The organism is Brevibacterium sp. FME37 (assembly GCF_014897485.1).
Taxonomy (GTDB): Bacteria; Actinomycetota; Actinomycetes; order Actinomycetales; family Brevibacteriaceae; genus Brevibacterium.
In genome coordinates this window covers 58,970-73,713 of sequence record NZ_JABUYE010000001.1, presented here as the reverse complement: position 1 = coordinate 73,713, position 14,744 = coordinate 58,970, and the positions used below count along the sequence as shown (strand labels likewise).

The 14,744-nt window shown below is 61.9% G+C and carries 12 protein-coding genes; 5 read left to right on the top strand and 7 right to left on the bottom strand.

What is annotated here, in order from left to right:
• The 5 genes from INT29_RS00320 to mraZ form a co-directional block, all read right to left on the bottom strand.
• Nucleotides 1-1,578, bottom strand: a complete 1,578-nt coding sequence (locus INT29_RS00320) for a UDP-N-acetylmuramoyl-L-alanyl-D-glutamate--2,6-diaminopimelate ligase (protein WP_101570449.1) — start codon at nucleotides 1,576-1,578, stop codon at nucleotides 1-3.
• Nucleotides 1,578-3,359: a peptidoglycan D,D-transpeptidase FtsI family protein gene (locus INT29_RS00315; protein ID WP_193070403.1), complete on the bottom strand. Its 1,782-nt coding sequence runs from the start codon at nucleotides 3,357-3,359 to the stop codon at nucleotides 1,578-1,580. Before INT29_RS00315 ends, INT29_RS00320 begins: the two co-directional genes overlap by 1 nt.
• 49 nt (nucleotides 3,360-3,408) lie before the next feature.
• Nucleotides 3,409-3,975 (bottom strand): hypothetical protein, encoded by a 567-nt coding sequence (locus INT29_RS00310; RefSeq protein ID WP_101570451.1) that lies wholly within the window; start codon nucleotides 3,973-3,975, stop codon nucleotides 3,409-3,411.
• Nucleotides 3,972-4,934: a 16S rRNA (cytosine(1402)-N(4))-methyltransferase RsmH gene (rsmH, locus tag INT29_RS00305; protein ID WP_101570452.1), complete on the bottom strand. Its 963-nt coding sequence runs from the start codon at nucleotides 4,932-4,934 to the stop codon at nucleotides 3,972-3,974. The genes INT29_RS00310 and rsmH overlap by 4 nt, the downstream gene beginning before the upstream one ends.
• Before the next feature lie 167 nt (nucleotides 4,935-5,101).
• Complete coding sequence (mraZ, locus tag INT29_RS00300; protein WP_009883133.1) at nucleotides 5,102-5,533, bottom strand: division/cell wall cluster transcriptional repressor MraZ; 432 nt, start codon at nucleotides 5,531-5,533, stop codon at nucleotides 5,102-5,104.
• Nucleotides 5,534-6,121: 588 nt separating this feature from the next.
• Here mraZ and INT29_RS00295 point away from each other — a divergent pair.
• From INT29_RS00295 to INT29_RS00285, 3 genes are read left to right on the top strand one after another with little or no spacing between them, the layout of a single operon-like run.
• The gene (locus tag INT29_RS00295; RefSeq protein ID WP_101570453.1) at nucleotides 6,122-7,111 is read left to right on the top strand and encodes an AAA family ATPase; all 990 of its coding nucleotides are present in this window, start codon (nucleotides 6,122-6,124) and stop codon (nucleotides 7,109-7,111) included.
• 4 nt (nucleotides 7,112-7,115) lie between these two features.
• On the top strand, nucleotides 7,116-8,267 hold the full coding sequence (locus tag INT29_RS00290) for a DUF58 domain-containing protein (protein WP_101570454.1): 1,152 nt from the start codon (nucleotides 7,116-7,118) through the stop codon (nucleotides 8,265-8,267).
• Nucleotides 8,231-10,603 (top strand): transglutaminaseTgpA domain-containing protein, encoded by a 2,373-nt coding sequence (locus tag INT29_RS00285; protein WP_101570455.1) that lies wholly within the window; start codon nucleotides 8,231-8,233, stop codon nucleotides 10,601-10,603. Before INT29_RS00290 ends, INT29_RS00285 begins: the two co-directional genes overlap by 37 nt.
• Nucleotides 10,604-11,086: 483 nt before the next feature.
• Here INT29_RS00285 and INT29_RS00280 read toward each other — a convergent pair whose 3' ends face one another.
• Both INT29_RS00280 and dinB read right to left on the bottom strand, forming a co-directional pair.
• A complete protein-coding gene (locus INT29_RS00280; RefSeq protein ID WP_193070402.1) occupies nucleotides 11,087-11,497 on the bottom strand; it encodes a DUF3040 domain-containing protein in 411 nt (136 codons plus the stop codon).
• 129 nt (nucleotides 11,498-11,626) lie between these two features.
• Nucleotides 11,627-12,886, bottom strand: coding sequence for a DNA polymerase IV (dinB, locus tag INT29_RS00275; protein ID WP_101570457.1), 1,260 nt, complete (start codon nucleotides 12,884-12,886; stop codon nucleotides 11,627-11,629).
• A 66-nt stretch (nucleotides 12,887-12,952) separates the two neighbouring features.
• Here dinB and INT29_RS00270 point away from each other — a divergent pair, with 66 nt between their 5' ends.
• Entirely contained in the window at nucleotides 12,953-13,495 is a 543-nt protein-coding gene (locus tag INT29_RS00270) for a hypothetical protein (protein WP_226841491.1), read from the top strand.
• A complete protein-coding gene (locus INT29_RS00265; RefSeq protein ID WP_101570459.1) occupies nucleotides 13,492-14,697 on the top strand; it encodes a polyprenyl synthetase family protein in 1,206 nt (401 codons plus the stop codon). Before INT29_RS00270 ends, INT29_RS00265 begins: the two co-directional genes overlap by 4 nt.
• Nucleotides 14,698-14,744: the final 47 nt, after the last annotated feature.

Sequence of the window (14,744 nt, the reverse complement as noted above, 5' to 3'; positions counted from 1 at the left end):
TCAACTGTGAACTTTACCTGTTTGTACACCGTCAAGTCGCGCTCGCAGCGCCGAGCGTGTCCTTGAACGGTCGTCGAAGTCGGTTACTGTCCCACCGGCGGACTGTCCGGTTTCGTGTCCCTTCCCTGCGATCAGCACGGTTGTGGAGGCTCCGGCAGCGGCGATGGCTTCGTCGATGGCGGCGCCTCGTTCGGCCACTTCAATGACTTTCTTCACACGTACGCCTCCGGTTGAGATCTCCGCCTCAATGCCCTCTTTGATGGCGGCTCTGATCGATTCCGGATCCTCGGTGCGCGGATTGTCGTCGGTGAGCACGATTACGTCGGCTCCCCGAGCGGCCGCTTGACCCATTCCGAATCGCTTTCCCCTGTCACGATCGCCGCCGGCGCCGAAGACGATGACGAGTTCATCACTGTCGGCGTGCAGCGACTGCAGTGCCTTCTCGATCGCATCGGGAGTGTGTGAGTAGTCGACGATTGCACGCGGCAGATGCTCGGGATGCGATTGGCCCTCGGCACGTGGGCCGCTGACGTCGATGATCTCCATGCGTCCGGGGACCGAGGCGGTGAAGGTCCGACCGATGGCGTTGAGATCTGTGGCTGAGATTCCAGCTTCCAGCAGCATGGCTGCGGCCAGTGCGGTGTTCGTGACGTTGAAATCGCCCGGCAGCGGGGATCGCAGTGCGATCCCGTCATCCTCAGGTCCGTCTTCTCCGGTTCCGCCGAGGTGGAGGATGAAGTCGGATTCTCCTGGAGTGTGCTCGATCCTCCATTCACTGCGATCGTCGCGTCCCAGCGTGCGCACCGGCACCTGTGCCGCCTCCACCATCTTCTCGCCCCACTTGTCTTCCACGACGATGACAGCAGTGTCGGAGAAGGCTCGGGTGAACAGTTCGGCCTTGACTCCGAAGTATTCGTCCATCGAGTTGTGGAAGTCGAGGTGGTCCTGCGAGAGGTTCGTGAAACCTGAGACAACGAAGTGGGCGCCGTCGACCCGATGCTGACTCAGCGCATGTGAGGACACCTCCATCGCGCAGGTATCGACATCAGCGGAGCGCATCTTCGCGAACAGGGCATGCAGCTCAGGGGCTTCCGGAGTCGTGCGCACGCTCGGCTCGGTCACGCCGGCGATCAGCGTCGCCACGGTGCCGATGACACCTGTGCGATGTCCGAGAGCCTCAAGCATTCCGTCCACAAGGTAGGTGGTCGTCGTCTTCCCGTTGGTACCGGTCACACCGATCAGCTGAGGGCTGCCCGAGGTGCCGTACACAGCGGCCGAAACGTAGCCCAGAACTGACCGCGGGTGCTCCACGATCAGCCCGGTCACCTCGGCGAGGGACTGCGGGTCGACGTTTTCGGTGATCATGTCCCAGCCGGTCGCATCGGTGAGGATCGCAGTGATCCCGCGTGCGATGAGGTCGGGGGCGAATTTCGCGCCGTGGACGTTCGCTCCAGGCAGCGCGGCATAGAGCTGTTCCGGCGCTACCGTGCGCGAATCATGGGAGACTCCCCCGACTTCGCGGTCGGGATTTCCGTGGATGGTTCCGGGTGCTGCCGGCAGCAGCTGTGAGATACGCATTATTTCCATTCTCGAGCAGGTAGCTGGGGATCTGCGGTCGACGGTGGGATCTTGAGGTGGCGCATGGTGAAGCCGGCGACGTCGGAGAAGACTGGTGCGGCGGCGCTTCCACCGTAATAGCCGTTTCGGGGCCGCTGCAACGTCACGGAGATCGCGATCTGCGGATCCTCGGCGGGAAGGACACCGACGAACGATGCAGTGTAGCCGTCGTAGCCGCCGCCTTCCGCAGCCGGCGCCTGCGCGGTGCCTGTCTTTCCGGCCACCCTGTAGCCGGAGACCTGCGCCGACTTTCCGGTGCCTTCGGCGACGACGCCTTCGAGCATAGACAGGGTCTGGTCAGCGGCTTTCTTGCTGATGACGCGCTGAGGTTCCTCAGCCGGGCTCGGGATCGTCTTGCCTGAGGGTGAGACCGTTCCGTCGATGAGCGTCGAGGGGATGTGGACTCCGCCGTTGGCGATGGTCGCAATGACGTCGGTGGTCTGAAGGGCATTCGCGGCCACGCCCTGACCGAACATCACCGTGTACTTGGTGCGCCCGTCCCACTCCTTGTAGGGATGGAGGATGCCGGCCGTCTCGGCGGGGAAGCCGATGCCCGTGGTCGATCCAAAGCCGAACTTCTTCATGTAGCCGTAGCGCTGCTCTTCGTTGAGCTTGTTTCCGGCCAGAATGGTTCCGGTGTTCGAAGACTGGGCCAGGATCCCCGCGAAGGTGAGCTTCTCATCAGGGTGTGGGTGCGAGTCCCGGAACTCTTCTCCGTTGGGTGCCTTCCATTTGTCCGGAACGGTGAATTCCTGTTCTGGAGTGACGAGTCCCTGATCGAGCAGCGCGGCAGCTGTGACCATCTTGGCGGTCGAGCCGGGCTCGAAGACGTCGGTGAAGATGCGCGATCCGCGGTCGGTGCCGCCGACCTTGCCCGGTGAGTTGGGATCCACGCTGGGTGCGTCTGCGGCGGTGATCACCTTGCCGGTTTTGATGTCCTTGATGACGATCGAGGCCGATTCGGCCTCGTGCTTCTTCCGCTGTTCTTCGGCCGCCTGCTGGGCGTAGTACTGCAGCGCCGGATCGATCGTCGTCTGCAGACCTTCGCCATCGACTGCATTTCGTGTGTTGTTTTCGCCGAGAGGGATGATCTCACCCCGGGCACCACGTTCGTACTGCTGTTGACCGTCGCGTCCGCTCAGCTGCTTGTCGTAGGCCATCTCCAGGCCCGCCTGGGGCTGGCCGTCGGAGCTGAGGAAGCCCACCAGGTTCCCGGCCACGGCGCCTGAGGGGTAGGAACGTACGGCATATTCTTCGGCGGAGATGCCGAGGATGTTCAGTTTCTTCACGGCACGCCAGGTCTCGGAGGTGAGCCCCTTGGCCACAGGGTTCCAGCGTTTGTCACCGACGAGCTTCGGGTACAGCAGCCCCGGGTCGGTGTCGAGCGGTTTGGCCAGGGCTTCTGCAGCTCCCCAGGCACCGACGAGTTTTCCGTCGACTTTGTACTGGGCCACGTTCTGCTGGTCTACGACGACCTGATACCTGGAGACGCTGTCAGCGAGGACCGTGCCGTCCGAGGCCAGGATCTGACCTCGTGCGGCAGGAAGGGTCTTGGTGACGAGACGGTTGGACAGTGCCTTCTCGGCCAGCTTCATCGAATCCATGCCCTGGATCGAGATCAGTCGTCCCGAGGTGACGAGGAGAACGAGGATGGACAGAGCAGCGATCAGTGCCATCCGCATGCGCAGGTTGGGCTTGCCTCGTCCGCCTTTGTTCTTCACCCGAGTGGCTCGTGGGCCCATTGCACTGTCCTTGGTCCTTGCTGGTCGGCGTGCGGCTGTCGGACTCGCCTTATTTCGGAGCGTCCTGAGCCGGTGGCGCGATGTCCTTGCTGGGGCTGCCACCGACTACTGGCAGCTTCTCATCCGATCGTAGATTGGGACGGAGGTCTTCGCGGGTATTGGCACGCGGGCCGGGGACAACTGTCGGCTTCTTTTCTCCGCTGACGTCGATCGGGGGCGCATCGATGATCTTCCCGGTCTTCGCATCGAGGAACTCGGGCGAGGAGTCTCGGACCAGTCCGAGTTCCTCGGCCGCGATCGAGATGTTCTGCGGAGATTCGCGGTACGAATTGTCTTCGACCAGTCGATCCTTCTGCTCGGCCAGCTGTTCCTTCTCGGAGTTCAGCTGGTCGATCTGATACGAGGTGTGGGAGATGAAGATGTTGAGCAGAAGAACTGCGACGAGGGTGGCCACGAGGATCGCCACACACAGCATCGAGAACGGGACCCTGGCTTTCGGCAGCTCGAACTTCAGCAGTTTGAGCCGCGGTGGACCTGGCCTGCTGACGGACTCTTCGAGGCGCCGCGTCCGTTCGGTGACGCGGGGTTGGCGGACGGCCGCTTGAGCGTTCCTCACGATCTTGCCTCCCTGATCTTCTGTACTGCACGCAGTCGCACGCTCTTGGCGCGAGGGTTGTTGTCTGCTTCGTCACTGTCGGCCTGTTCGGCCCCGCGAATGATTTCGGTCAACCACGGTTGGAGCTCCTCAGGAACCACCGGCATGTCCGGCGGCGCCGAGGTGGTGGTTGCGGTGCGGAAGATCTTCTTCACGATCGTGTCCTCGAGGGACTGGTACGACTCGATGACCGCCACTCCCCCGATGTGCAGCGCCTGCAATGCCGCTGGCAGCGCCGTCCGCAGCACACCGAGCTCATCGTTGACCTCGATGCGCAGCGCCTGGAAAGTCCGCTTCGCCGGGTGTGACTTCTTCTTCGTCTGAGGAAGCACCCGCCCCAACATCGCCGCAAGCTGCTGCGAGGTCTCCCACGGGGTTTCCTCACGGTCGGTGACGATGATCTTCGCGATCCGCCCCGCCATCTTCTCTTCGCCGTACTCACGGAGGATGCGACGCAGTTCAGTTTCGGAATAGGTGGCCAGCACCTCGGCGGCGGTGAGGGTCTGGGTTCGATCCATCCTCATGTCCAAGGGTGCGGGCCGGGAGTAGGAGAATCCTCGTTCGTCCTCGTCGAGCTGCAGGGACGATACTCCGAGGTCGAGCAGGACGGCGCTGATGTGATCGACGCCGAGGTCGTCAAGGATCTCTGGAATCTCGTCGTCGACGGCATGGACGATGTCGATGCGGTCAGAGTAGGGAGCGAGTCGCTTCGTGGCGATGTCGATGGCTTGGGTGTCGCGATCGACGCCGATGAGGTGGACATCGGGGAAAGCGGTGAGGATGGCTTCCGAGTGCCCGCCCATTCCCAGGGTTCCGTCCACGACGATCGGTGGGTGTCCGTTGTCCCTGGCGGCCTGGACTCCGACCCCGATGAGCTCGACCACGCGCTCCAGGAGCACCGGTACATGCTGATCGTTCATAGGTGAGTCCTTCGTGGGTGGTCGTCGTGGGGGGTGAACTGCTGGAGCCAGAACCTTGTCCGCCGTGGCCCTGGCACCGGGGAAGTGTGTCAGGACTGCCGAGCTTCGGAAACGGGGAAGTTCCCCGAAACTCGAACACGGCGGGCAAGGATCAAACCCGAGCAGAATCAGATCACTCCGGGGATCACCTCGTTCTCACGTTCAGCGAATGCCTGCTGAGCGCCGACCAGGTAGTTATCCCATGTCGGCGAATCCCAGATCTCGACGCGGTTGCCCATGCCGATCACTGCAACTTCCCGATCAAGTGATGCGTACTGCCGCAATATGTTCGGGACCGTGATGCGTCCCTGTTTGTCCGGCTGATCCGCAAAAGCCGCCGACAGGAAGACACGCTGGTAATCGCGAGCTTCCTTATTCGTCTTCGGCGCGTTCTGGATTCGCTCGTGCTCGGCTTCGAACTCCGTGGTGGGGAACAGGGTGAGGCAGTTCTCCTGTCCACGGGTCAATACGAGACCGGGCGAAAGCTCCTCCCGGAACTTTGCGGGCAGGATGAGGCGACCTTTGTCGTCGAGCTTCTGCAAATGAGTGCCCAAGAACATGTCGTCTCACCCCTTTCGAAACCCAATTGGCTCCGATAGGAACCACAGTACTCCACTTCCCTCCACGCAATCTAGTACTTCACTAGTCCGACACCTATTTGACCTATATAACCCCAGGTCAGATAGGTGGAGGAAAGTGGGGAAAATTTCCGAACGGCGCGTCGAAGATGGTCTGTGAGGCTCGTATTCCGATGCTTCGCAGCCCTGATCGCCCGACCACCGCAGGACCCAACAGGGGTCCAGGTCCCTGATTTCGCGCGGAAAACCGATGTGTGCGGCCACTCGGGGAGGAAAGTGGGGAGGAAAGTGGAGACCGCGGGTGGAGCAAAGTGGGGAGTGAAGTGGGGAGTGCTGCGTGGAAGACGGTGGGGAGCAAAGTGGCGTCGGATGTGGGGGTCGCGTGCACGGCAAGGCCGGCACGTTGCTGCTCGGCCCCTAAGTACCCGGTTCTGAATGCCCGGTTCTGCAGGAGGGGCGCCGGAATCACTCGGCCGCTCGGACGCAGGCGGGGAAGCTGATCGATAACGGCCTAAAAGGTCGGGCGATGCCTATGTGGATGCAGGAGACGGGATAGGGGACAATGGGAGCATGTCGATCAGCCAAGAAGGTACTCAGACCAATTCCGTGATCGGTGCCGAGCACATCGAATGGGTTCAGCAACTGACCACACGGGCACGCACAGCGATGAATGCCGTCCTCGAGGGCAAGGACGAGGCAGTCGGGCTGTCACTCGTAGCGCTCCTCGCCGGGGGCCATGTTCTCCTTGAGGACGTGCCCGGAGTCGGAAAGACTCTGTTGGCACGAGCCATGGGAAAGGTCGTCGATGGTTCGGTGAGGCGCATCCAGTTCACTCCCGACCTGCTGCCGACCGACGTCGTCGGTGTGAACCTGTTCAATCAGGAGACCAGGCACTTCGAGTTCCGGCAGGGGCCGGTGTTCGCCAACATCGTCATCGCCGATGAGATCAACCGCGCCTCCCCCAAGACTCAGTCCGCGATGCTTGAGTGCATGGCTGAGGGTCAGGCCACCATTGACGGTGAGACTTACCAGATGCCCTCGCCATTCATCGTCGTCGCCACTCAGAACCCGATCGACATGGAAGGCACGTACGCGCTTCCGGAGGCGCAGCGAGATCGCTTCATGACTCGCATCTCCCTGGGCTACCCCGCCACTGCTGACGAGATCGACCTGCTCGACAACCAGATCGAACACGATCCGCTCTCCAGCGCGACTCCGGTGACCAGTCTCGAGCAGATCAATCAGGCCCGGGGAATCGTCCGACATGTCAGTGCAACCCGAGAGCTGCGCGAATACATCGTCTCCATCCTCCACGCCAGCCGCAACGACGAGGCCATCCTCCTCGGCTGCTCCCCGCGAGGTGGCGTTCACCTCCTCCGGGCAGCTAAGGCTCGCGCCGCGCTGTCGGGACGAACCTTCGTGACCCCGGACGACATTCAGGCTCTTGCTCCCTACATCCTGGCTCACCGGATCATCCCGCGCGATGGTGACGATTCCGAGCTGGCGGCAGAACTGATCGGCCGGCTCCTGGCCCGAGTGCCCATTTCGACGGTTCAGTGACCACATGCGTCTGAGCACCTCAGGAATCATCTTCGTCCTCGCCGGAGTCGCACTGATCATCACCGCCTATCGGTTTGCGCTCCCCGGGCTGTTGCCTGCTGGGATTCTGCTTCTGGCACTGGTCATCCTCTCGGCGCTGCTGATCACCTGGGGCACGCGCCGTGTCTCGATCACCCTGCGTACGGGACTGCCCACGGTGGCACTGCCTCAGTCCAGAGACCGCTACCCGCTTGCCCATGAGGGCAAAGAGGTTGAGGTAGAAGCCCTGGTGACGAACACCGGGCGCCTAGCCATTCCGTCCTCGACCATCAGCTTCGTGGCCGGCGAAGGGTTCGGTGACTCCACTGTCGGAGAAGTTCCTCCTCTGGCTCACGGCGCCTCTCAGACCGTCCTGACGTCGTTCACTCCCAACCGTCGTGGTCTCAGCGGCGTTGAAACCGTGCTGATCACCGTCTCTGGTCCTTTCGGCCTGGTGACGCGGAAGAAGAAGGTCATCGCCGGGTACCCTGTAGCGGTCTCGGTTCCGATCCTTCCCGCGCGGATACCCACCGACTCGGCGATCAGACCGGCCCGGTTGGACGACGGCAAGGTACGTGCCGGCCACACAGCTCGGGACTTCCATACACGTGAATACGTCCCCGGAGACGATCTCCGACATGTCCATTGGCCAAGCACCGCGAAGTCCGGTGAACTCATGGTCCGACACGAAGCTGACGAAGAGACGCTCTACGCACTCATCGTCGTCGACCTCAAGGGCGAAGAGGAGGGCCATCCTGACGCGTTGGAGATCGAGTTCCTCCTGGCCGCTGCCGCTGCCGCTGGAACAGCTTTCCTGCGGGCAGACTATGAGGTCTTCGTCGTCGCCCCCGGCCATCAGATCAGGTTCAAAGGAAAGCGCGATATCGACAGACTGCGTTTGCTCACCGCCCTCGTCGAGGCCGGCAAAATGCAACTGCCCTCTCATGACAACCCCAACCACATCGTCATCTGCGCCGTCGACGCCGCTCGCGGAAAAGAGCTGGCAGCCCAGTTCTCTCGACGCGTTCCGGTGACCGTCCGCAGCCTCGACGACATCGCTGACTTGACGATGGTGGGACTGAGCGAGGATCTGCCCGAATCATGGACCGCATTCGATTCGAAGCGGGTGAAGCGATGAACCCCGATACACAGGACCGCCCGGAGAGGAGCTCCCCGGCATGGCTCGAGGCCGGTGCCGTGTTCGTGGCCATGGTCTTGGCCGCAATCGGACTCTCCGCCGTCTTCTCCGACTTCGCGTGGCTGCCCTCCGTCCTCATTTCGATCCTCCTGATCGTCGTCGTCGGCGCAATCTTCCGCAGCGTCCCGGTCCTTCGGGCCACCGGAGCTGCTGTCATCGCTCAGTGCGTCGTGGGCGTGATCGCAGTTCTCTTGCTGTGTGCGCCGAGCACGCTGCTGCTCGGCGTCGTGCCCACCGGCGCTTCGTTCACCACCGTGATCGACCTCCTGTCCTCGGGAGTCAGCGATCTCTACGCAACGACTCCCCCAGCTCCCAGCACACCTGGCTTCACCACGATGCTGACGATCGCGTTCACGTTGATCACCATCCTCATCGACGGGCTCGTCTCCGACCTCAGAGCCCCCAAAGTCAGCGGTGTTCTGCTCTTGGTGCTGTGGATGATCCCGGTCTTCTTCGCTCCCGTCCAGGTGCAGTGGTGGCACGTCGTCGCCATCCTGGCAGCCTTCCTCATCCTCATCCTCAGCCCATATTTCCCGTCAGCGAAGTGGCGCGGCGGCGTGACCGCGACCGTGGCCGGTGCCGTGGCGGTCGCAATCGGCATCGGAGCTCCGGTGCTGCTGCCTGAGGTTCCGACGCTGCCGGACCGTGCGGCAAACGATAAGGGCGACCTGACTGTCACGAACCCGTTCCTCGACCTGCGTGCCGATCTCGGTGACCGTGACGATTCGCCCCTCTTCGACTACACCACCACAGAGTCCGAAGGGCAGCCGATCAGGCTGACCTCGATCAACTCCTTCGACGGCCAATCATGGGCTCCGACACCGTTCCCCCTCGACCCATTCGCGATCGCGGACGAGGGATTGCCCTGGCCTCAGGGACTCCCGCGGGAGAAGAACTACAGCGAAGAGCGCATCGACGTCACCGTCACTGACAAATTCGATCAGCAATACCTTCCGACCCCGTACGCACCGCAGCAGCCGACCGGTTTGGATCGGCGCTGGATCTATGACGAGAAGTCTTTGACCGTCGTCGGCAATGGTGAGAAGTCCGGTGGGCAGGACTATTCGATGGATTATCTCTCCATCAATCCTGACGTGAAGGATCTGCGGAGCGCAGCACCGGTGAACTCCGGTGATTTCGAGACGGAACTCGAAGTCCCGGACAGCTTGCCTGGCAGCGTGAAGGAGACTGCGGAGAAGGTCACAGCGGACGCGAACAACCAGTGGGAAGCAGCCGTACTGCTCCAGGCATATTTCCGCGGCGGTGACTTCGAGTATTCGCTGGATGCTCCCGAAAAAGCCAGCGGAGATGCGATCTCTGACTTCCTCGTCGATAAGAAGGGCTACTGTGTTCAGTTCTCATCGGCGATGACGATCATGGCTCGGACGATGGGGATTCCGGCCCGTATCGGAGTCGGCTTCGGCGAGGGCACTGAGAAGGACAAGGGCTACGAGGTCACCATGCAGGATTCGCATGCCTGGCCGGAACTGTATTTCGAGGGAGCCGGCTGGGTCCGCTTCGAGCCCACTCCAGGCGGTCCCGCTGGCGACCCACCGAAATGGACGGTGGCCAGCGGCAGCACCGGAGAGGACTCCGAGAAGGATTCCGAAGAGACTTCATCACCGTCGGAAGAGCCCACTGACGGATCGGAGGAGTCCGAGCCTGCTGAGTCTGAGAGTTCCGATACTGAGACGAGTGCGGCAGCAGAACCAGCCGACGCGAACCTCGGAACGTACCTGTGGGCAGGCCTGATCCTACTGGTGATCCTGCTGCTTGCAGCGATTCCCGCTCTGTGGAGGCTCATCCTGCGTCACCGACGCACCAGGGACCCTGAACAGCTTGAAAAGGTCTGGACAGAGGTGCGGGCACTGTCGACCGATTACGGTCAGAGCCTCGACCCCAGTCGGACACTGCGATTCAACGAACTCGTATTGGCCAGCAGAGCCAGTCGCGGGCCCGATGAATCTGGCGATGCTTCCGGGGAACTTGGCTCGTCAGCGGCTGCCGCTCGAGGCGATTCCACCGATGGTTTCACCGCCCTGCGCAGTCCCGCTCCGCCTTCGGGAACAGGCAGTGTTGACCGTGACACTGCTCTGTCGGCTTTCGTCGGTGCCCTTGAAGCGCAACGCTACGGTTCGAGTAAGAGGAGCATCTCGCCAGCTGAGGTCAGTGCCCTCGTCGACGAGGTCAGGACAGATCTCGCGGACAACGCTTCTCCCGGGAGCCGGATTACCGCCAGAATCTGGCCGGCCAGTATCTTCAACCCGCCACGCTGATAGCGCCGTCTCTGTCGCTGCCCCGGATGCCATTCGCGTCCGGGGCAGCGTTCATTCAAGGCCAGCCCAATTAGGCGGCATCTGGACTGTCCTCTGCAGGTGCGTGCAACAGATCATCGGGAGACCGACCCCAAGGGATGCAGACATTTGTGCTCCAGCACCTATTCTCTAGCGACTGCTTACGCCGAGAGAGGTGCGTGGCCGGCCTACGTAGGCAGGCACGGTCCTGTTGAGGCCGAGGCGTGCTTGCGACCCGTTGACGCTGTGGGGTGCATGCGTGAGCGTCTGCGCATGTCGAGCGTATGTCGATGCGATATTGCGTAAGTGGACACGAAATAAGCGCCCTCTGCGAAGAGGACGCTTATTTCGTGTGCGACTGAGTGCCCAGCGGTAGATCGGAGGGCATCTGCATGCGAAGGTGAGCGAGCTTCAGGTCTCCTGGTTAAGGACAGACCTGAGCGGCTCACCTGAGCGCCGCGCGGATCATTCTCCGCGCTGGCGCTTCTCCCACCGGTCTTCGATCCGGTCCATGAAACCGGACGGACCCTTCGCTTCAGTCTTAGGACCGTTCGAAGGCTGAGCGGACTTCGTCTTGTCGCCGATCTGGTGCGGGCGACTGAAAGCCCAGTACATGCCGGCAACCATAAAACCGAATCCGACAACGCCGAGGGCGATCCACCATGTGCTGGTCGCCACCATATAGATGGCGAAGATCGTCACGGCGATGCCGACCAGCGTGAGCAGAATACCCACCACGAATCGCTTCGCGGAGAACCCTGGCCCATTGGCTGCTGCCTGGGTTTCTGAAATATTGCGTGCGAAACGTGGGTCTTCACTGCGCAGCTGCTTCTCCAACTGATCGAGCAGCTGCTGTTCGTGATCGGAGAGTGGCATCTCGAACCCCCGTTTCCTTACTCTGGCCTGATGACTCAATCATAGTCTCTGAACACCGAAAAAACATCTTGAGGCCCTCCCATAGCCCGGATTCTCACTACGTCCTCAGACTATGGGACACCTCACAGCCTAAACGTGGTCAGGGCCCGTATTTTCGTGGTCAGGACGCGCTTTGAGGAGAGACGCCTGAGAGATCGCGGCGGTTCCGAATTTCTTCCGCACATCGTCGAGTGCAACCTCAGCTTCCCTGCCCGAGTGTTCGGCCTCATCCAATCTCGCCTGCCTGCCGCTGACCGCAAAGTCCATCAGGCCGGCAGCGCGGACACCCAGCAGGCGCACACCCTTGGGTTTCTGCTCGCGCAAGCTCCTCATGGCCGGCCGCAGCGCCTCATAGATCTCTCGGGCGAGGTCGGTCGGAGCATCGAGGGTGATCGATCGTGACAGTGTCGTGAAGTCAGCGAGCCGGTACTTCATCCCCAGCGTCGTGGCGACCTTGCCATCGGCTCGAATCCTGTGCGCAACCTTGTCCGCCAAGCGCAGCAGCTCATGCTCAAGCTGACTCAGATCCCAGACGTCTTCGTTGAAGGTGTGCTCAGCACTGATCGACCGGTCTTTGACCTGCCGGTCCATTCCATGTGTGTCCAGCCCGTGGGCGCTGCGCCACAGATGATGACCGTGGGCGCCGAAGACCCGACCGGCCCAGGCTTCGTCGACCGCCGCCAAGTCCCCGATCAGACGAATGCCGTACTTGTAGAACCCATCCTTCGTCTTCTCCCCCACACCCGGAAGCGCTTCGATCGGCATGGGATCGAGGAACGCCCGAGTTGCCGACAGCGGGACGAGCAGCTGCCCGTGCGGCTTGGCGCGGGTGGACGCGAGCTTCGCAACGACGCGGCTGCCGGCGATGCCCACCGATGCGCTCAGTCCCGTCTGTGCTTCGATCCTTGATCGCAGCTCGGAGGTGATCAGCACGGGAGGTCCCAATCTGCGCACCGCTCCGGACACATCGATATAGGCTTCATCGACGCTGACCTGCTGAAAGTCAGGAGTCACCTCAGCCACCAGGTCGAAGACCTTCTGAGAATACGTGGAGTACAGGCCATGAGAAGGAGGGATCACCTCGGCGAAGGGACAGAGGGTCATCGCCCGGCTCATGGGCATAGCCGCATGGACACCGAACTCGCGCGCCTCATAGCTGGCCGAGACCACAACTCCCCGCCCGCTGCGACCACCGACGATGACGGGACGGCCCAGTAACTCCGGGCGGCTCAGAAGCTCCACCGACACGAAGAATGAGTCCATGTCGAGGTGGAGCATCGTGGCACCGGTATCGTCCGTTCCGAGGCGGCTCAGATCGCCACCGGACCGTGCCAGCTGTTTACGACTCATCGAGCACCCATGTGTCTGCGTTGGCTCCTTTCGGCTCCCGTCGCTCAGTCCGGGTAGTCTGTAGTCATGGTATCGCGCGCCACTGTCATGACATTGCCCCTCGCCGCCGCCCTCTTCCTCGGAGGATGCTCGGGACCGGCCAACGAGGCTGCTGAAGGAACACCCACCCCGGAGGAGACGCAGTCGTCGGCCGTAGGTTCACCGAATGAAGGTTCGGAGGCCGCGAACAGCGAACAGCCGAGCAAGGACTCCGGGGATACCTCCACCGACGCCAAAGACCTTCCGAAATTTCTCAAGCCCTACCCGGACTCGACTGTGCTGTCGAGCTCCCGCGCGAAGGCCGAGAACGGAGCCGATTCAGGCAAGCTTGAACAAGTCAGTCTGGTCATGAGCGCCAAGGCCGAGCCGAAGGACATCTTCAAGTTCTACTCCAAGTCATTGGAGAAGGCCGGATTCGAAACCTATGGCAAAGAGGTCAAGACGAAGAGTGCCCAGGTCGTGAACTTCCGGCACAAGGACAATGAGGGTCTGCTCGTCGTCACAATCGCTAAGGATCCTTCTGCGAAGGCGAAGTCAATCGTGACAGTCGGCGGGAACATCGTTCCATGATGAGTGCCGATACTCCGTCCTCGGTTGGCACTCAAGCTGCAGAGACCGCCGGGACGTCGCCCCGTAATGGCTGTGTCGATGCTCTTGATTCACCGGAGTCGATTGCGGCCGATGTCTCGACCGGGATCGAAGCCTTCCTCGAATCGAAAGCGGCCGAGTTCCTCTCGATCTCCCCGGATGCTCAGGACATCGGTCAGGCCCTCCTCGACTTCACTCGGGGTGGGAAGATGATCCGTCCGGTCCTGCTGTGGTGGGGTTTCCAATTGGCGACCGGGAACGATCATTCTCGAGGGAACTGGGCTGACGGTGTCGCCGAAGCCGCAGGGTCCCTCGAACTTCTCCACGCGGCCGCCCTCATCCATGACGACGTCATCGATCATTCCGATACACGCCGCGGCAAACCGGCCCTGCATCGCCAATTCGAGTCCAGTCACTCCGAACGCCGTTACCAGGGCGGAGCCGAGTCTTTCGGGGTCGCGGCCGCCATCGTCATCGGTGACATCTGCCTCGCACTCAGCGAAGAGCTCTTCGAGAAGTCCCAGACGGTTCTGGGCATCACGCCTTCGGCACGGGATCTGCGGGCCACACTCCGGCGGGATGTCATGGTCGGGCAGTATCTCGATGTCCTTGCCGAGGTGGTCCCGTTGGACGACGAACGCATCGGCGAAAGGGCGTGGGAGGTCCTCAGCTTCAAGTCCGCGAAGTATTCCGTCGAACAGCCGCTCCTCCTCGGCGCGGCACTGGGTGGCGCAGACGAGAAGCAAATGGCCGAAATCTCCAGGTTCGGGCTCCCGCTGGGCCAAGCGTTCCAACTCCGCGACGATGTGCTCGGCATCTTCGGAGACCCGGCTGCCACGGGGAAACCGGCTGGCGATGACATCCGTGAGGGCAAGCGCACAGTCCTCATTGCCGAAAGCATGAAGAATCTCAGTCCGGAGCAGATTCAGATCATGGCCGCGCGCCTCGGCGATCCCAAGCTCACCGACGCCGAGGTTGGGGAATGTGTGTCGATGCTCATCGAGTCGGGGGGCCTCGACGCAGTCGAATCCTTCATCCAAACCAAATATGACGAAGCTCTGTCTGTTGCCCGGGACTGGGCGACGGTCAGTAATGACGCTGACTCAACCCGGACAAAGATCGGCCCCACGGCCCAGAAGCAGCTCGCGGGGTTTGCTGAGGCTCTCAGCTATCGGACGAGCTGAGAACCTCAGTTGAAGGTGTAGAGGGCTGAATGTTCAGAGGACCGAAG

What these genes read in the sequence shown, in the direction of transcription:
- INT29_RS00320 (WP_101570449.1), bottom strand. Translation starts at nt 1,578, where the DNA reads ATGCGTATCTCACAGCTGCTGCCGGCAGCACCCGGAACCATCCACGGA.
- INT29_RS00315 (WP_193070403.1), bottom strand. Translation starts at nt 3,359, where the DNA reads ATGGGCCCACGAGCCACTCGGGTGAAGAACAAAGGCGGACGAGGCAAG.
- rsmH (WP_101570452.1), bottom strand. Translation starts at nt 4,934, where the DNA reads ATGAACGATCAGCATGTACCGGTGCTCCTGGAGCGCGTGGTCGAGCTC.
- mraZ (WP_009883133.1), bottom strand. Translation starts at nt 5,533, where the DNA reads ATGTTCTTGGGCACTCATTTGCAGAAGCTCGACGACAAAGGTCGCCTC.
- INT29_RS00295 (WP_101570453.1), top strand. Translation starts at nt 6,122, where the DNA reads ATGTCGATCAGCCAAGAAGGTACTCAGACCAATTCCGTGATCGGTGCC.
- INT29_RS00290 (WP_101570454.1), top strand. Translation starts at nt 7,116, where the DNA reads ATGCGTCTGAGCACCTCAGGAATCATCTTCGTCCTCGCCGGAGTCGCA.
- INT29_RS00285 (WP_101570455.1), top strand. Translation starts at nt 8,231, where the DNA reads ATGGACCGCATTCGATTCGAAGCGGGTGAAGCGATGAACCCCGATACA.
- INT29_RS00280 (WP_193070402.1), bottom strand. Translation starts at nt 11,497, where the DNA reads ATGCCACTCTCCGATCACGAACAGCAGCTGCTCGATCAGTTGGAGAAG.
- dinB (WP_101570457.1), bottom strand. Translation starts at nt 12,886, where the DNA reads ATGAGTCGTAAACAGCTGGCACGGTCCGGTGGCGATCTGAGCCGCCTC.
- INT29_RS00270 (WP_226841491.1), top strand. Translation starts at nt 12,953, where the DNA reads ATGGTATCGCGCGCCACTGTCATGACATTGCCCCTCGCCGCCGCCCTC.
- INT29_RS00265 (WP_101570459.1), top strand. Translation starts at nt 13,492, where the DNA reads ATGATGAGTGCCGATACTCCGTCCTCGGTTGGCACTCAAGCTGCAGAG.